This is a genomic window from Myroides odoratimimus (assembly GCF_038039805.1).
GTDB classification, from domain to species: domain Bacteria; phylum Bacteroidota; class Bacteroidia; order Flavobacteriales; family Flavobacteriaceae; genus Flavobacterium; species Flavobacterium odoratimimum_B.
This window is the reverse complement of sequence record NZ_JBBPHK010000006.1, coordinates 37,673-57,174: the sequence shown is the minus strand read 5'-3', so window position 1 is coordinate 57,174 and position 19,502 is coordinate 37,673. Positions and strand designations below refer to the sequence as shown.

The following is a 19,502-nucleotide window of genomic DNA, read 5'->3' as shown; positions in this document are numbered from 1 at the left end:
AAAATCAATCTATAACTATGTCAGTAGAAGGACACGAAAACAATCACGATCACTCACATGATCATGATCATCACGATAAAGGGAACTTCTTTACTAAATATGTGTTTAGTTTAGACCACAAGATGATTGCTAAGCAATACTTGATTACAGGTATTATTATGGGAATCATCGGGATTGGAATGTCTCTGTTATTTAGAATGCAAATTGCTTGGCCAGAAGAATCTTTTACAGTATTCAAATGGTTCTTAGGTGATAAAATGGCTCCTGATGGAGTTATGAAAAATGATGCTTATCTTGCCCTAGTAACGATGCACGGTACCATAATGGTATTCTTCGTTTTAACTGCTGGATTAAGTGGTACGTTCTCGAACTTACTTATTCCATTGCAGATTGGAGCACGTGATATGGCTTCAGGATTCTTAAATATGTTATCTTATTGGTTATTCTTTATTTCTGCAGTATTAATGATTATTTCATTATTCGTAGAAGGTGGACCAGCATCTTCTGGATGGACAGTATATCCTCCGTTGAGTGCATTACCACAAGCTATACCTGGTTCAGGAATGGGAATGACATTATGGTTAGTATCTATGGCAATCTTTATCGCATCTTCTTTAATGGGATCGTTAAACTATGTTGCTACAGTAATTAACTTAAGAACTAAAGGAATGTCTATGACAAGATTACCATTAACAGTGTGGGCTTTATTTACTACAGCTATTATCGGTATCGTATCATTCCCAGTTTTATTATCTGCAGCTTTATTATTGTTATTCGATAGAAGTTTTGGAACATCATTCTTCTTATCAGATATTTATTTAGCTGGAGAGGTATTACATTACCAAGGAGGTTCTCCTGTATTATATGAGCACTTATTCTGGTTCTTAGGTCACCCTGAGGTATATATCGTAATTTTACCAGCGATGGGTATTACGTCAGAAATTATTGCTTGTAACGCTCGTAAGCCAATTTTTGGTTACCGTGCGATGATTGCTTCTATTTTAGGTATTGCTTTCTTATCAACAATTGTATGGGGACACCACATGTTCGTATCTGGTATGAACCCATTCTTAGGATCTGTATTTACATTTACTACGTTATTGATTGCAATTCCTTCAGCAGTAAAAGCATTCAACTATATCACTACAATTTGGAGTGGTAATATCCAAATGAACCCTGCAATGTTATTCTGTATTGGATTCGTATCTACGTTTATTACAGGAGGTTTAACAGGGATTATTTTAGGAGATTCAACATTAGATATCAACGTTCACGATACATATTTCGTTATTGCTCACTTCCACTTAGTAATGGGTATTTCTGCTCTTTATGGAATGTTTGCTGGTATCTACCACTGGTTCCCTAAAATGTTTGGACGTATGATGAATAAAAACTTAGGTTATATCCACTTCTGGGTAACTGCAGTTTGTGCTTACGGAGTATTCTTCCCAATGCACTTCATCGGATTAGCTGGTTTACCACGTCGTTATTATTCAAATACTGCATTCCCATTATTTGATGAGTTCTACGATGTAAACGTGTTAATTACAGTATTCGCTTTAGTTGGATCTGCTTTCCAATTAGTGTTCTTATGGAACTTCTTCTATAGTATTTTCTATGGTAAGAAAGCTACTCAGAACCCATGGAGAAGTAACTCTCTTGAGTGGACTACACCAGTTGAACATATTCATGGTAACTGGCCTGGAGAATTACCAGTTGTTTACAGATGGCCTTATGACTATAGTAAACCTGGATTACCAGAAGATTACGCTCCTCAAAACATGCCATTCGTTGCAGGTGAAGAGGAATTACATCACTAAGATTATATTTCTTATAGATATTAAAAAGTCATCCGAAAGGATGACTTTTTTTGTTAGTGTAGACTCTGATATTTGGATTATATTTGTACTATGAATGAGAATTTAAACCCAACTAATAAGCACTTTTCTTCTGATGAATTAGATGTTGAGAAGAAGTTACGCCCGCTGTCATTTGATGATTTTGCTGGGCAAGATCAGGTATTAGAGAATTTAAAGATTTTCGTTGAAGCTGCTAATCAAAGGGGAGAAGCTTTAGATCACACTTTGTTTCATGGACCTCCAGGACTTGGTAAGACTACATTAGCTAATATTTTGGCTAATGAACTTGATGTGGGAATTAAGATTACTTCTGGACCAGTTTTAGATAAACCTGGTGATTTAGCAGGGTTATTAACTAATCTTGAAGAACGAGATGTTTTATTCATTGATGAGATTCATCGTTTAAGTCCTATTGTAGAAGAGTATTTGTATTCTGCCATGGAAGACTTTAAGATCGATATTATGATAGAGTCTGGTCCGAATGCACGTACAGTTCAGATTCATTTAAATCCTTTTACATTAGTAGGAGCGACTACTCGTTCTGGACTGTTAACGTCACCAATGAGAGCTCGTTTTGGTATTCAAAGTCGTCTTCAATATTACAATAAAGAATTATTAGCGACTATCATAGAACGTAGTGCTTCTATCTTGGGAGTCCATATTGACTTGGAAGCAGCTATAGAAATTGCTGGTAGAAGTAGAGGGACACCTCGTATTGCAAACGCATTGTTGAGACGTGTGCGAGATTTTGCTCAGATAAAGGGAAATGGTGATATTGATATCGAGATTTCAAAATATGCTTTGAATTCATTAAATGTAGATTCTTTTGGATTAGATGAGATGGATAATAAGATTTTGAGTACGATTATTGATAAGTTTAAAGGTGGACCTGTAGGATTATCTACGTTAGCGACTGCTGTTTCTGAGAATGGTGAAACAATAGAGGAAGTTTATGAGCCTTATTTAATTCAAGAAGGTTTTATTGTACGTACTCCTAGAGGACGTGAGGTGACTGATAAAGCTTATAAACACTTAGGTAGAGAAAGAATTCTTCCACAAGGTGGACTTTTTGATATGTAGAGAGCATACAAGCGATTAAATGATTGAAAATAAAAGTATATATTCTACTATTATAAAAGCCGAGGCCAAACGCCTTGGCTTTTCGTCTTGTGGTATTTCTAAGGCAGATTTTTTAGAGAAGGAAGCACCTCGTTTAGAGCAGTGGTTAAATAAGCAGATGCATGGGCAGATGTCTTATATGGAAAATCATTTTGATAAGCGTTTAGATCCAAGATTACTTGTTGAAGGAGCAAAAAGTGTGGTATCATTAACTTTAAACTATTATCCAGAAGAGAGACAGATTAATGACACTTATAAAATATCAAAGTATGCTTATGGCGAGGATTATCACCACGTGATAAAAGATAAGTTAAAGGAGCTATTGTATTTTATAGAAAGTGAAATAGGTGCCGTTGATGGACGTGTGTTTGTCGATTCAGCTCCTGTGTTAGATAAAGCTTGGGCTGCTAAATCTGGATTGGGATGGGTAGGCAAGAACAACAATTTGATTAACAGAAAAAGTGGTTCTTTCTTTTTTATTGCTGAATTAATAATTGATTTAGAGCTAGAGGAAGATGGGCCTACTACTGATCATTGTGGAACTTGTACTAAGTGTATAGATGCTTGTCCAACAGAGGCTATAGAGAGTCCTTATATCGTTAATGGGAGTAAATGTATTTCCTATCTAACTATAGAATTGAAAGATGATATACCGAGTGAATTTAGCGGTAAATTAGATAATTGGATGTTTGGATGTGATGTTTGTCAAGATGTTTGTCCGTGGAATCGCTTTGCTTCACCACATAAAGAACAGAGATTTATTCCTAATACTGCGTTAATTGAGTACTCAAAGCGTGAATGGAAAGAACTAACGAAGGAGACTTTTAATGAAATTTTTAAAAAATCTGCAATTAAAAGAACGAAATACGAAGGCTTGTTGAGAAATATGCAATTTTTAGGGGAGTGAATTTCGTAAATCCGAATTATATTACAAAAAGGTTATCTTTGTTCATCACGTTAAATGTAAATATATGAATAAAGATAGTTTACGTAGAGAAGCACTTAAATACCATGCTGAACCAACGCCTGGTAAAATTCAAGTTGTTCCTACGAAGAAGTATTCATCACAAAGAGACTTAGCCTTAGCATATTCACCAGGTGTAGCAGAGCCTTGTCTGGAAATTGCAAGCGATGTAAATAATGTATATAAATACACAGCAAAAGGTAATTTAGTTGCTGTTATCTCTAATGGTACTGCAGTACTTGGACTTGGAGATATCGGGGCTGAAGCTTCTAAACCAGTAATGGAAGGGAAAGGATTGCTGTTTAAGATTTTTGCAGATATTGATGTTTTTGATATTGAGGTAGATACTACTGATGTAGATAAATTTATTGAAACTGTGAAGAATATTTCTCCAACTTTTGGAGGAATTAACTTAGAAGATATCAAAGCTCCAGAGTCTTTTGAAATAGAAAGAAGGCTGAAAGAAGAATTAGATATTCCAGTAATGCACGATGACCAACATGGTACAGCTATTATCTCAGCAGCAGCGTTGCTAAATGCAGTAGAGTTAGCAGGTAAGAAGATGGAAGAAATCACGATGGTGGTTTCTGGTGCTGGTTCAGCGGCTATTGCATGTGCTAAATTATATGTTGCTTTTGGTGTTAAACAAGAGAATATTAAAATGTTTAACAGTAAAGGTGTTTTAAAGAAAGACGATACGCGTATTTCAGATTTACAAAGAGAGTTTGCTATTGATAACGATATCTCTTTAGCAGATGCTTTAAAAGGAACTGATGTGTTTATTGGGTTGTCTACTGCGGATGTTTTAAAACCTGAAATGCTTTTAGGTATGGCAGATAATCCAATCGTTTTTGCGATGGCTAATCCAAGACCTGAAATCGACTATAACCTTGCAACTTCTACACGTAAGGATGTGATTATGGCTACAGGTCGTTCTGATTTCCCTAACCAAGTTAATAATGTATTAGGTTTCCCTTATATTTTTAGAGGAGCCTTAGATGTACGTGCTACTAAAATTAACGAAGAAATGAAGATGGCTGCTGTAGTGGCTTTAGCTAAGTTAGCTAAAGAACCAGTGCCTGAACAAGTAAATATTGCTTACGGAGAAACTAAGTTTACTTTCGGTAGAGAGTATATTATTCCTAAGCCATTTGACCCAAGACTTATATCTGTTGTTCCTCCTGCAGTTGCAAAAGCAGCTATGGAAAGTGGAATAGCACTTGCTCCAATTACAGATTGGGAAGAGTATAAATCTTCTTTAGAAGAAAGAATGGGATCAGATAATAAATTAGTACGTATGTTAATCAACCGTGCTAAGACTGAACCTAAACGCGTAGTGTATGCTGAAGCAGATCATTTGGATGTATTAAAGGCTGCTCAGATTGCTTATGAAGAAGGTATGGTGACTCCAATTTTATTAGGAGATAAAGAAACTATTCAAGAGCTTAAGAAAGAAATAGAGTTCAATGATGATGTAGAAATTATTGATCCTAAGTCTGACGAACAAAAAGAGAGAAGAGCTGCTTTTGCTAATGCTTATTGGCAAACTAGAAAGCGCAAAGGAGTTACTCTATATGATGCAGGTAAATTGATGCTAGAAAGAAATTACTTTGCATCTATGTTAGTGAATGAAGGGCAGGCTGATGCTATGTTGACAGGATATTCTCGTAGTTACCCTAATGTAGTAAAACCAATCTTAGAATTAATACCTCGTGCACAGGGAGTTAGTAGAGTAGCTACAACGAACTTAATGATGACAAAGAGAGGACCAATGTTCTTAGCAGATACTGCTATTAATCCTGATCCTACTGCAGAAGATTTAGCTAAAATAGCTGTGATGACAGAGAAGACTGTACGTATGTTCGGTATGGAACCTGTTGTTGCAATGTTATCATATGCTAACTTTGGATCTGCACCTAATGCTTCTCCAACAAAAATGAAAGAGGCAGTTAGCATCTTACATGAGCAACATCCTGAGATGGTTGTAGATGGTGAGATTCAAATCGACTTCGCTTTAAATAGTGAAATGTTGAAGAAGAAATTCCCTTTCTCTAAATTAGTAGATAAGAAAGTGAATACTCTTATTTTCCCTAACCTAGATTCTGCTAACATCACTTATAAAATGTTGAAAGAATTGAATAAAGCGACATCTATTGGTCCTATTATTTTAGGTTTAGATAAAGCAGTTCACGTATTCCAACTAGGTGCTAGTGTTGATGAGATGGTTAATATGACAGCTGTAGCTGTAGTAGATGCTCAAGTACGTGAGAATCGCAAAAAGAAATAATATACTGGTACTCTGAATAGTAGTTGTGCGATTAGTTATTTGTTAGTAAATAGTTAATATTTATTGTTATTTTTGAAGTAAAATTCGATATAATAATGATAGCACATATTCAAGGACGCCTAGTAGAAAAAACAGCCACAGAAGTGGTAATAGATTGCGGGGGAGTAGGATATCTTATCCATATTTCCCTGCATACTTTTTCTCAAATTGGTTCCTCAGAAAATTTGAGATTATATACTTACTTGCAAATAAAAGAAGACGGACATACTCTGTTCGGTTTTATAGATAAGATAGAACGTGAATTATTTAAACTATTGATATCAGTATCGGGTATTGGTGGTAATACTGCACGTAATATGCTTTCATCTATTGCTCCTAAAGAGCTTCTACAAGCTATTGCTTCTGCTGATGTAAAAACAATCCAATCTGTTAAAGGAATTGGTGCTAAGACTGCTCAGCGTGTTATACTTGACTTACAAGAAAAGGTAATAAAATTGTATAATATTGATGAAGTTTCTCCTGTTATTAACAATACAAATGCAGATGAAGCGTTATCAGCTTTAGAGGTATTAGGTTTTGTGCGTAAATCAGCTGAGAAAGTTGTTGATAAGATTATGAAACAAACACCTGATGCATCTGTTGAATTCATCATTAAGCAAGCTTTAAAAAATTTATAAATTTTGAGGGGGCAATTTCCTATATCAAAGTCAATTTTTTTTTGGCTAATTGTTCTTTTTTTGAGTGTACAAGGAATGTATGCTCAAGATCCAGATGAACAAGTAGCTGATAGTCTACAAACTCAATATGATATTGGGAAAATTGTCATACCTGATCCTAATCTTATTAAGGAAGCATATTCCTATGATCCTTTAACGGATAGCTATTATTTTACTAAAACTTTTGACGGTTTTAATGTAAACTACCCTCTTGTACTAACACGTAAAGAGTTTGAGGAACTAATAATGCGAGCTGAATTGCGTAAGTATTTTCAGCAGCGCTTCAATGTAATGCATGGACGTGAGGAGAACGAAGAGATTAAGCGTGATATGTTACCACGTTATTACGTAAATTCGAAGTTGTTCAGTACTATTTTTGGATCGAATACCATCGATGTGAAGCCTACAGGGTCTGTAGAGTTTGATATGGGAGTTCGCTATAGCAAGCAAGATAATCCTGTAGTGTCTACACGCAATCGTAAGAATATGGCGTTTGATTTTAATCAACGCATTAGTATGGGATTACAAGGAATGGTAGGTACTAGACTAGCGGTGAATATTAATTATGATACGCAGGCTACTTTTGACTTTCAGAATATGATGAAATTATCTTTCGCACCAGATGAAGATGATATCGTACGTAAAGTAGAAGTAGGTAATGTAAGTATGCCTATTAGTGGTTCGTTAGTTAGAGGAGCACAGAGTTTATTTGGGGTAAAGACAGAATTACAGTTTGGTAGAACGACTATTACAGGAGTGTTCTCAGAGCAGAAGTCTCAGACGACTTCTATTCGCGCTGATGGAGCAGGTACTTTAGAAGAGTTTGAATTAGATGCATTAGATTATGATGAAGATAGACACTTCTTTTTATCTCATTATTTTAGAAATAACTATGATGAGGCTTTAGAGAAATATCCGTTTATCAAAAGTAGAGTACGTATCACTCGTGTAGAAGTATGGATAACGAATCGATATGGGCGTGTTAATCAAACAGGTAATAATGCACGTAATATTATAGCTATACAGGATTTAGGAGAAGGACAGAATAAATTAGGTAGACCTAATACAGATGTTGTTTCTAAGGCAGAGCCTAATTTCTTTACTATTAATGGAGTACCTAATGCATACCCTGATAATGCGAATAACCAATATGACCCAGGAAATATTGGTAGTAATTATTTAAATTCATCTATTCGATTAAATACATCAGGTACAAGTGGATTTACTGTACCTGTACAAGAAGGAAGAGATTTTGTACGTTTAGAGGGAGCGCGTAAGTTAAGTGCCAGTGAGTTCACATTCCATCCTCAGTTAGGATACATATCATTACAACAAAAACTTTCTAATGACGAAGTGCTTGCTGTAGCGTTCCAATACTCTATTGGTGATAAGATATATCAAGTGGGTGAGTTTGGTACTGATGGAGGGATGACTGTATTGCCTCCTGGTGTAGATGAGACAAATCCAGATGTGCCACAGAGTCAATCGCTTATTCTGAAATTATTAAAAAGTAATTTTACTTTAGTAGGACAGCCAGTGTGGAAACTGATGATGAAGAATATCTATCAGATTCCGAATGCGATGTATATCTCACAAGATAAGTTTAGATTTAATATTCTTTATACAGATCCAAGTCCACTGAATTATATTAGTTCTGTAGATGGAAAACCGTTGCCTCCAGATGTAGAGCGCACACCGTTATTAAAAGTATTCCATTTAGACCGATTGAATTATACGAATGATCCTCAGCAAGGAGGAGATGGTTTCTTTGACTTCTTGCCTAATGGAGGAATGCAAAATACGTTCGATCCTACTAATGCAGGTAATATGAATAATGGTTATGGTAATAATAACAATGGTGGCTATGGTGGTAATGGAGGATATGGAGGTAATAGTGGCGGCTTTGGAAACAATGGTGGTTTTGGAAATAATGGTGGATACGGCAATAACGGAGGCTATGGCAACAGTGGAGGGTATGGAAATAATAATAACCAATACAACAGTAATACATTTGACGGGATTACGATAGACCCAATGTATGGTCGTATTATTTTTACGACTGTTGAGCCTTTTGGAGAACATTTATTTAAAAAGCTTTCGGCTAATCAGTTAAGTGAAGATTATAACGAATCTAGTTCATATAATAAAAACCAATCGAAATATGTCTTTAGAAGTATGTATCGTACTACTAAAGCAGAAGCTCTACGAAACCAAAATGAGAAGAATAAGTTCCAGTTAAAGGGGAAATTCTCTAGTTCAATGGGAGAAGGCATTCCTATCGGATCATTTAATGTAGCTCCGGGATCAGTTATTGTTAGAGCAGCAGGTAGGGTATTAGTAGAAGGAGTTGATTATACAGTCGATTATAGTAGAGGGCGTGTGATGATATTAGATCCAGGTTTAAAGGCATCTAATACACCTATCGAGGTCTCTGTTGAGAATAATACGATGTTTGGTCAGCAGACTAAACGCTTCTTTGGAATGCACGTAGAACATAAGTTTAGCAAAGACTTTATATTAGGAGGTACATTCTTACAGATGTCAGAGCGTCCATTCACTCATAAATCGAGTTATGGCCAAGAAGCTGTGAATAATACTATTTGGGGATTGAATGCTCAGTATTCTACTGAGGTACCTTTCTTAACTAGAATGGTTAATAAGCTACCTAATATAGATACAGATGTAGAGTCTAGAGTTTCGTTTAGAGGAGAATTTGCTTATTTAAAACCAGGTTCATCTAAATTAGATCAGATGAATGGTGAAGCGACTTCTTATATTGATGATTTTGAGGGAATGCAATCTGTTATTGACGTTAAGTCACCTCTTTCATGGAAGTTGTCGAGTGTACCAGTAGGATTCCATGGATTGAATGAACTAGATAGTGATAGAGATAAGATGGATGTAGTTTTGCCAGCATATTCTCTAGAGGATGGGTATAGAAGATCTAAGATGTCATGGTATTCGATCGATCCAACGTTCTATGTAGGAAGCAAACCAGATGGGGTAAGTGAGTATGATCTATCATCTAATAGAACACGTAGAATTTACAGTGAGGAGCTATTCCCTGACAAAGATATTGCTTATGGAGAGAGTCGTGTGATTAATACACTTGACTTGACTTATTATCCAGAGGAGAGAGGACCTTATAACTTTAATAAGAGCTACCTAACGAACCCTCGCTCTTTAACACCTAGAAAAAACTGGGCAGGTATTATGCGTGGTTTGACAACTACGAACTTTGAACAAGCGAATATTGAGTTTGTAGAGTTTTGGGTAATGGATCCTTATGTTGGAAAAAATGGTGATGCACTAACTGCTCAGAATACTGGAGAGCTTAGATTAAACTTAGGTTTTATTAGTGAAGATATTTTAAGAGATGGACATAAGCAGTATGAGAATGGACTACCTGATACAGGTGCTAATGCTGTTACAACGATTAATACGGTTTGGGGAAAAGTACCTTCAGCTCCTTCATTAGTTTATGCATTTGATAACAATGCAGAGAATAGAAGGTTACAAGATGTTGGGCTTGATGGTTTAAATGATGAGGAAGAAAGAGCTTTCTTTAAAGATTTTGCTGGATTTAGTGATCCTGCAGCAGATAACTTTGTACATTATTTAGATGCTCAAGGTGGGATACTAGAGCGTTATAGAGATTATAATGGTTTAGAAAATAATAGTCCAGCTGGTGGAGGTAGAGCAGGTAATAATCAACCTGATACGGAAGATATCGATGGTGATAATACCATGAATACTATTGACGCTTATTATGAGTATAAGGTTAACGTGAAACCTAATACCATAGTAGGAGACAAATATGTTACAGATGTTAGAGAAACTAAAGTACAGTTACCTGATGGATCTGTATCTGATGTAAGATGGATTCAGTACAAAATCCCGATTGACACTAAAGGAAAAAAAGTAGGAGCTATAGAAGATACGAGATCAATGAAGTTTATGAGAATGTATCTTACAGGTTTCGAAAAACAAGTAACGCTTCGATTTGGAACTTTGAACTTGGTTCGATCGGATTGGAAGCGATATGACAGAAACCTTATGGAAAATACTTCAGGGAATATTGAAGAAAAATATCCTAATACAGGAATAGATGTGTCTTCTGTGAATCTAACAGATAATTATGATCGTAAACCTATTCCTTATGTAACTCCTCCTGGGGTAAGAAGAGAACAGGTTTATATGAACAACACCTTGATTAATCAGAATGAACAATCACTTTCATTAAAGATTTATCCAAAAGATCAAAATGCCTCTCCTTTAGGTTTAATGCCAAATGATGCTAGAGGGGTATTTAAGAACTTTAATGTAGATATGCGTCAGTATAAAAAACTGAGAATGTTTATCCACGGAGAGTCTTTAGAAGGCGGAGCATCGAGACGTTTACAAGATTATGAGATGGCGGCATTCATCCGTATAGGTAGTGATGTTATTGAGAACTTCTATGAAGTAGAAATCCCATTAAAAATAACAAATGGTGGAGAGACTAATCCAGATGCGATTTGGCCAGAAGAGAATGAACTAAATCTTCCTATAGACTTACTTGCGAAGTTAAAAGTGATGAAGATGGGAGAAGTATCTCGTCCTGGTTTTGACAGTTCTAAGATATTTTATGTGAATGAAGAGGAGTTAAATCCAAGCGCTGGGGATAAACCTAATAAAGTAAGACTAGGGATAAAAGGAAATCCAAACTTTGGAAAAGTAAGGATGATGATGATAGGGATACGTAATATCTCACCAGGAGCAGAAGCCCTATCAGGAGAGTTCTGGTTCGATGAACTACGTATGTCTGATATGGATAATAAAGGAGGATGGGCTGCTACAGCTACTATTGATGCTAATATAGCAGACTTTGCTAATATCTCTTTGACGGGGATGAAGTCTACTATTGGTTTTGGTGGCTTAGAGCAAGGGCCTCAAGATCGCAGTCGTGAAGATAGAAAGTCGTACAGTGTCATGACAAATGTAAACTTAGGACAACTATTACCTAAACGCTGGGGAATCACACTGCCATTTAACTATGCTATTAGCGAAGAGTTTATTACACCTGAGTACGACCCAATGAATCCAGATTTAAAATTGAGTTATATTAAATCTGGAGCGAAGACATCGGCAGAAGCAGAAGAAGCAGAGAAGAGAGCGATGGACTATACTAAGCGTAAGAGTATAAACTTTATTGGTGTTAATAAACAGAGAGGCCCAGAACAGAAGAATCGTATTTATGATATAGAGAATATCACTGTATCTCACTCATATAATGAGGTAAGACACCATGATTTTGAAATAGAGTCCATGTTAGAACAGCAGGTGAGATCATCACTTGATTATACTTATGCTTTCGAAACGAAATCAGTAGAACCATTTAAAAATATCGGTTTTATGAAAGGACAATATTGGGGGCTACTTAGAGATTTTAACTTTAATTATGTACCTACTAATATATCTTTTAGCTCTAATATTATGCGTCAGTATAATAGACAAGAGTTTAGACTAATAGATGTAGAAGGGATAGGTTTAGATCCATTGTATAGAAGAAATTATTTCTTCAATTATAATTTTGGATTCAATTTTGACTTGACTAAATCTCTTCGATTAAGCTATATCGGAGGTAGTAATAATATCGTTCGAAACTATTATGATAGTGTAAATGGAATCGTAGATAATACGAATACGATATGGGATGATTACTTTAATATTGGTGAGCCTAATCAGTTTACACAACAGTTAACGGTGAATTATGAATTGCCATTTAGTAAGATTCCAGTATTGTCTTTTATCCGTTCTAATTATGCTTATACAGGTAGTTTTAACTGGCAACGTGCATCAGATGCTTATTCTAATATTGACATAGACGGTATTAATTATTCTTTGGGGAACACGATTCAGAATGCGAGAACACAACGTCTGAATACTACTTTAGGTATGGAGACTTTGTATCGTTATTTAGGATTAGTAAAGAGCTCCGATCGCAAAAGGACTCCTTCTAAGGCAAAGAAAGCAACTATCGTTCCTGGGCAGAAAGTAGTACAAGCGAAAGAAGTTACTAAGAAAAAAGACAACAAGGAGAAGGGAGAACCTTCTGCATTTGGTACAGCTACGAAGGATTTATTAATAGGAGTATTAACTTCTGTAAAGAATATTCAGATTAATTATTCAGAGAATAGTGGTACGATGTTACCTGGTTTCTTACCTACCGTAGGTTTCTTTGGTACATCTAAACCTGACTTAGGATTCGTGTTTGGTAACCAAGCGGACATTAGATATGATGCTGCTCGCAAAGGGTATTTAACAGATTACCCAGAGATGAATCAACCTTATACTACGATTAGTAATAAGACACTTAATTTGAATGCTTCAGTTTCTTTAATACCTGATTTGACTATTGATCTGTATGCTGAGCGTATGAAGTCTGATAACTATTCAGAACAATTCGTAGTGCAGAATGGGGAGTATATGGGACAAGCGCCTTATAGCTATGGTAACTTTAGTATGTCTACTGTGATGATAGGTACGGCATTTTCTAGTAGTGATTTAATGAGTTCGGCTACTTTTGACAGAATGTTGGATAATCGTATTATCGTAGCAAATAGATTAGCTGTAGAACGCGGCATTGATATTACTAATCCTGCTAATCTAGATAGAGAAGGATTCCCGATTGGATATAGCAAAGGAAGTCAGTCTGTTTTATTACCGTCTTTTGTGGCAGCGTATACCGGTAAGGATGCAAATAAGGTGTCGACAGGATTGTTTAAAGGAATACCTTTACCAAACTGGAACTTGAAATATAGAGGATTAATGAAAATAGGATGGTTTAAAGATAACTTCAAAAACTTCTCTATTAACCATGGCTATAGAGCATCTTATACATTGGGGTCTTATAGTTATAATACAGACTATTATAAAGCTCCGAATGAGGTAAATAAATTTGGTAATTATCCTAGTAAATATGTAGTAAACAATGCTACATTATTTGAACAGTTTAATCCTTTAATTCGCTTCGATGTAGAGACAAAATCTTCGATAAGAATGTCTTTAGAGATGAGAAAAGATAGAATGCTTTCTTTGAGTTTTGACAATAATTTATTGACAGAGACTAACGGGAATGACTTTGTATTAGGATTAGGGTATCGCGTGAAAGACGTAGGATTTAACTCGATGTACGCTAACAATGGAATGGGAGGAAGAATCGCTAGTGATATTAATATTAAGGCAGATTTCACGTTGACAAAGAGGGAGACCGTAGTTCGTTATTTAGATTACGGAAATAGTCAGACAGGGGGAGGACAAGATATGTGGTCGTTGAGACTGACAGCAGATTATATGTTGAGTAAGAATCTTACAGCTATCTTCTTCTATGATCACTCATTCTCTAAAGCGGTAATTTCGACTATGTATCCGATCACTAATATTCGAGCAGGTTTTACAATGCGATATAATTTTGGAAATTAACGGATATTGGTTCCACATTATGTAATAATATTATACATTTGCTAAAAACTTATTATAATGAATATACCAGCTAATTTAAAGTACACTAAAGATCACGAGTGGGTAGCTATCGAAGGAGATGTTGCTACAATTGGAATTACTGACTTCGCTCAGAGAGAACTTGGAGACATCGTTTATGTAGAAGTTGAGACATTGGATCAAACTTTAGATAGAGATGAAGTTTTCGGAACTGTAGAAGCAGTAAAAACCGTTTCTGACTTATTCTTACCATTGTCAGGAGAGGTGATTGAGTTTAACGAAGGTTTAGATACTGAACCAGAGTTAGTAAATACTGATCCTTACGGAGCAGGATGGATGATTAAAGTAAAAGTGTCTAATATGGATGAAGTATCATCTTTATTATCAGATGCACAATATAAAGAATTGATTGGGGCGTAAAACTTTTTTTGTATTAGGAATACTATGGACAGGTCTTGTATTAGCAGGTTGCCTGTTGGATAGTGATACTATTGCAAAAGCACCAAGATTTGATATCCCATATAAAGACAAAGTAGCACATTTTACTTTTTATTTTGTATTTTCCATAATTTGGTTTGTATATTTAGTGAAAAGTAAGCCAAATAGGTCTAGAATTTGGGTAAGTATTCTTATCTTTACTATTGCTAGTTTAATGGGAGCCACTGTAGAATTATTACAGTATTACTTCACTTCTTCAAGAAGTGCAGAATGGGCTGACGAATTAGCAAACTGTCTAGGTAGTTTATTTGGGGTATTACTATGTTTGACTCTTTTTAAAAGAAAGAAATAAGATTTAAAAATGACCCCATTACAGGGTCATTTTTTTTGTTTTAAATATATTTAGATTATGAGAGACTTAAGGGAATTTATGGATTCTACTTATTTAAAATTAGCTGATCAAGCTGGTTTAACTGAAGTAGAAAATAATCAAGTTGTAGCTGATTTAATTCAAGAAGCAATTGATGAGAAATTTAAATTAGCAATGATTCGCCCTGACCAAGTGAAGATGGGACGAAAAATGGTGGATGCTGCTAATTCAAAAGTAGCGATCGGTACAGTAATAGATTTTCCAGAAGGGAACCGCGGTCTAGAGGCGAAGTTAGCTGAAGCTAAACAAGCCATTGCTGATGGGGTAGATGAGATTGACTATGTAGTGGATTATACTGCTTTCCAAAAAGGAGAAGTAGAACAAGTAAAAAAAGAAGTAGCGGAGTGTACTAAGCTAGGTCTTGATGCTGGTAAAGTAGTGAAGTGGATTATAGAGACTGCTGCTTTGACAGATAATCAAATTGTACAGTTGACAGCATTGATTAAAAATGTAGTGTTAGCGAAGTTCAATGAGAAAGATTATGATAAAGTGTTTGTGAAATCTTCAACAGGGTTTTATAAGACAGAAGGTGGTAAACCTAATGGTGCTACACTAGAAGCAATGGTTTTAATGTTAGAGAACGCTGGACCTCTACCTGTAAAAGCTTCTGGAGGAGTACGTGATAAAGACTTCGCGATCAAACTAATTGATTTAGGAGTGAAACGTCTAGGTACTTCTTCTGCTAAGATCATTGTTGACGGATCAGGTACAGTAGATAATTACTAAGATTATATTTTAGTTCTATATAAGAGCATCTAGTTTAGATGCTCTTTTTTTGTGCCTTGTTTGGAGATGTTTTTTTGTGGTTTTATGACGTTTTATCACAAGTATTAGATAAGTGCATTGAATGTTTAGATAGGCTTTTAAACGTGGCGTTTTAAATCAGAAATAATGAAGAGAGGTATAATATCGCACCTGCAGACAGAATCATTTTTGGTAAGATGAGATAGTTCTGGGATAATGATAGGGTAGTGATCGCATTAAAACTAGCCAAAAATATGCGAGCAGTATGCTATCACTATGCGACCACTATGCGATCACTGCTAATACGGAAGTTTTAAGTATTTGTATATAAGTGTGTTACTTATTTTTGAGTGTGATGTTTATTTATACCATTTTGTGGTAGGTGTAGTCTGTATGTTTTTGAATGGATAATAGCGTTGTGCAGGGTATTAATGTTGAAGTGAATAGTGTTGTATGTTTTCTAAAAAGGTGTTTCGTTATTAGAATTAGTTTGATCGGATGGTTTCATTCTATTTTATTGTAATTGAATAACTGTAATGCTTTGTATAATTTTTATTTCTAAGTCAGAAATGTGATCATAGGATTGTGTTTCTATATTTTAGTGTCGAAGTCTAGAAAAGGAGGCGGGAACGAGTTGTATTATTTTGGTTGTGAATTGGGTTAATTTGACTTAGAAGTTGTTGGTATAAGTGTAAGAATTGTTAAAAAATATATTAAATTCATTTTATTAGTCATAGCAATCTTAGTTGTTTGTGATTATCATCAATGTTTCTTTTGTGAAAGTGCTGATTTATTTGAATGTTTTTTTTTTAGGACACTAAAGACTGAGGATATTTAAAAAAAGGTTATATTAAAGGCTGTAACGTTTGTTTTTAGGTATTGTTTTAAAAATTGAACTATATTTGCACATCATTAAAAACAAATGAAAACAGCTTTGAATTTATCGTCTGAAAAAAATACGTCAACTTCTGTGTTGACGGAGTTTAAAGAAATGACTAAAATGGGGTTGGCGCTCAGCGTAGTTTTTTCTACCATAGCTGGTTACTTTTTAGCTATACCTGATTTAGGAAGTATTGACATTCTTACAGTAGCGGCTCTTGCTATAGGTGGATACTGTATGGTGGGTGCTTCTAATGTATTTAATCAAATTATAGAGAGAGATCTAGATGCGAAGATGACAAGAACTATGAATCGTCCTATCGCGTCAGGAAGAGTTAAGCCTAGTGCAGCTTTTATTTTAGCATGTACGCTTACCGTATTAGGTATTGCTATTCTTTATATAGTAAATCCTAAGACAGCCATGTTTGGTGCTATCTCTATCTTTTTGTACACGAGTGTATATACACCGTTAAAGACTATTACCCCTCTATCGGTTTTTGTAGGAGCTTTTCCGGGTGCTATTCCTTTTATGTTAGGATGGGTAGCGGCTACTAATAACTTTGGTATAGAGGCAGGAACATTATTTATTATTCAGTTTTTCTGGCAGTTCCCACACTTCTGGGCTATAGGATGGTTCTTATACGACGACTATAAAAAGGGAGGCTTTTCTATGTTACCAACAGGTGAGAAGGATTCTAAGACTGCGATACAGATTATCTTATACACAATCTGGTTAATCATTGCATCTGTATTCCCAGTATTTGGAGTTACAGGTAGATTATACCTTACGCCGATCTCAGCAGTACTAGTGTTATTAGCAGGCTTATGGATGTTATGGGCAGGAATAAAACTATATAAGAAAAGAACAGATAAGGCAGCACGTTCACTGATGTTAGTGAGTGTGACATATATTTCGTTAATACAGATAATCTATATACTTGATAAAATTTTAAGATAACAATAAATGGATATAACAGCTCAAGAACAATACGAAAGAAAAGGGAAGGCGTTAAAAGTAATGATGCTTTTCGGTATAGGTAGTATAATGATGGTCTTCGCTGGTCTAACGAGTGCTTATGTAGTAAGTAAGTCACGTCCAGACTGGTTAGCAGAGTTTCAATTGCCAAATTCTTTTTTATATAGTACCTTAGCCATTGCGATAAGTAGCGTTACTATGCACTTAGCATATAAGGCTATAAAACAAAATGATCGCAATAAAACGACTACTTATCTAGTTTCTACTTTGATATTAGGATTGTTATTCGTTTTTTTGCAGTTCAAAGGCTTTAATGAGGTAATATCTATGGGATATTTCTTCACTGGAAGTGAGAGTACGATTACTACATCATTTTTATATGTGATCGTGATTGTGCACATTGTTCACTTAGCTGGAGGGGTTTTATCACTATTGTATGTAATTTATAATCATTTTAAACAAAAGTATAATTCACAGCAATATATTGGAATTGAATTGTGTGCATGGTTTTGGCACTTTTTGGATTTATTGTGGATTTATTTGTTTTTATTTTTTACATTCTTTAAATAAAAAAAATAAACTAAATTTGAAAACTTTATAACTAACAACATTTTATGGGAGCGACAGTTACTACAGCAGCTACTAAAGAAACTACTTGGGGTGGAGGAAATGAGCCTCTTAAAGTAAGCTATGGTAAAATGATGATGTGGTATTTCATATTATCAGATTCATTAACTTTTTGTGGATTCCTTGTAGGATACGGGTTTACTCGTTACAAATTCATGGATACTTGGCCGATTGCGGACGAAGTATTTAATCACTTTCCATTTTTGCACGGTGTAGATGCGCCGATGTTCTATGTGGCATTGATGACTTTTATTTTAATTTTCTCTTCAGTTACTATGGTATTAGCTGTAGATGCTGGACATCAAATGAAAAAGAATAAAGTAGCAGTGTACATGTTCTTAACGATCATAGGAGGATTAGTATTCTTAGGATCACAAGCATGGGAGTGGAAAAACTTTATTAACGGAACTTACGGAGCAGTAGAGACTCGTGGAGGATCTATCTTACAGTTCGTAGGAGAAGATGGTAAGCAGATAGCATTAGGAGATTTTGCAAAAGTAGATCCAAACAGAGATGAAGCTACTTTGACAAGAGCTAAAGCTACTTGGTTTGTAAAAGGAGCTAACGCACCTACATATTCTTTAGCTGAAGTAAAAGCAGGTTTTGAAGCTAATCCTAATGTAAGAATTAGAACTCAATTAACTACAGATGCTAAGCACAAAGAAATTTTAACTAGAGAGCAATCAGTTAAACGTTTAGAAGATGCTGTATTAGTAGTAGAAGGAGCGAACTTAATCCGCAATGAGTACGGACATAAAGTATTTGCTGATTTCTTCTTCTTTATTACTGGATTCCACGGATTCCACGTATTTACAGGGATTTTAATTAATGTAGTAATATTCTTCAACGTACTATTAGGAACTTACCAAAGAAGAGGTTCTTACGAAATGGTTGAAAAAGGAGGATTGTACTGGCACTTTGTGGATTTAGTATGGGTGTTCGTATTTACATTCTTCTATTTAGTTTAATTTTTAAAATAAA

The 19,502-nt window shown here is 35.3% G+C and carries 12 protein-coding genes; all 12 read left to right on the top strand.

Annotated elements, in window-relative coordinates:
* Window positions 1-17: 17 nt before the first annotated feature.
* The 12 genes from AABL85_RS06965 to AABL85_RS06910 all read left to right on the top strand — a co-directional run bounded on the left by AABL85_RS06965 (window position 18) and on the right by AABL85_RS06910 (window position 19,489).
* Window positions 18-1,820 carry a cytochrome c oxidase subunit I gene (locus tag AABL85_RS06965; RefSeq protein ID WP_006257358.1) on the top strand — a complete coding sequence of 601 codons (1,803 nt, stop codon included), beginning with the start codon at window positions 18-20 and terminating at the stop codon, window positions 1,818-1,820.
* A 90-nt stretch (window positions 1,821-1,910) separates the two neighbouring features.
* A complete protein-coding gene (gene ruvB / locus AABL85_RS06960) occupies window positions 1,911-2,939 on the top strand; it encodes a Holliday junction branch migration DNA helicase RuvB (protein ID WP_341309620.1) in 1,029 nt (342 codons plus the stop codon).
* Window positions 2,940-2,958: 19 nt separating this feature from the next.
* Entirely contained in the window at window positions 2,959-3,885 is a 927-nt protein-coding gene (gene queG, locus AABL85_RS06955) for a tRNA epoxyqueuosine(34) reductase QueG (protein WP_341309619.1), read from the top strand.
* A gap of 64 nt (window positions 3,886-3,949) precedes the next feature.
* Window positions 3,950-6,229 carry an NADP-dependent malic enzyme gene (locus AABL85_RS06950; RefSeq protein WP_286436752.1) on the top strand — a complete coding sequence of 760 codons (2,280 nt, stop codon included), beginning with the start codon at window positions 3,950-3,952 and terminating at the stop codon, window positions 6,227-6,229.
* 95 nt (window positions 6,230-6,324) lie between these two features.
* The gene (gene ruvA / locus AABL85_RS06945) at window positions 6,325-6,906 is read left to right on the top strand and encodes a Holliday junction branch migration protein RuvA (RefSeq protein ID WP_006257354.1); all 582 of its coding nucleotides are present in this window, start codon (window positions 6,325-6,327) and stop codon (window positions 6,904-6,906) included.
* A gap of 3 nt (window positions 6,907-6,909) precedes the next feature.
* Window positions 6,910-14,409 (top strand): cell surface protein SprA, encoded by a 7,500-nt coding sequence (gene sprA / locus AABL85_RS06940; protein ID WP_341309618.1) that lies wholly within the window; start codon window positions 6,910-6,912, stop codon window positions 14,407-14,409.
* A 57-nt stretch (window positions 14,410-14,466) separates the two neighbouring features.
* Window positions 14,467-14,847: a glycine cleavage system protein GcvH gene (gene gcvH, locus AABL85_RS06935; protein ID WP_006257352.1), complete on the top strand. Its 381-nt coding sequence runs from the start codon at window positions 14,467-14,469 to the stop codon at window positions 14,845-14,847.
* A complete protein-coding gene (locus AABL85_RS06930) occupies window positions 14,837-15,217 on the top strand; it encodes a VanZ family protein (RefSeq protein ID WP_286413489.1) in 381 nt (126 codons plus the stop codon). Before gcvH ends, AABL85_RS06930 begins: the two co-directional genes overlap by 11 nt.
* A 57-nt stretch (window positions 15,218-15,274) precedes the next feature.
* Window positions 15,275-16,021: a deoxyribose-phosphate aldolase gene (gene deoC, locus AABL85_RS06925; RefSeq protein ID WP_286413490.1), complete on the top strand. Its 747-nt coding sequence runs from the start codon at window positions 15,275-15,277 to the stop codon at window positions 16,019-16,021.
* Window positions 16,022-16,961: 940 nt separating this feature from the next.
* On the top strand, window positions 16,962-17,876 hold the full coding sequence (gene cyoE / locus AABL85_RS06920; RefSeq protein WP_341309617.1) for a heme o synthase: 915 nt from the start codon (window positions 16,962-16,964) through the stop codon (window positions 17,874-17,876).
* Between the two features lie 6 nt (window positions 17,877-17,882).
* Complete coding sequence (locus AABL85_RS06915) at window positions 17,883-18,464, top strand: cytochrome c oxidase subunit 3 (RefSeq protein ID WP_341309616.1); 582 nt, start codon at window positions 17,883-17,885, stop codon at window positions 18,462-18,464.
* Between the two features lie 44 nt (window positions 18,465-18,508).
* The gene (locus AABL85_RS06910) at window positions 18,509-19,489 is read left to right on the top strand and encodes a cytochrome c oxidase subunit 3 (protein WP_286413492.1); all 981 of its coding nucleotides are present in this window, start codon (window positions 18,509-18,511) and stop codon (window positions 19,487-19,489) included.
* Window positions 19,490-19,502 lie beyond the last annotated feature (13 nt).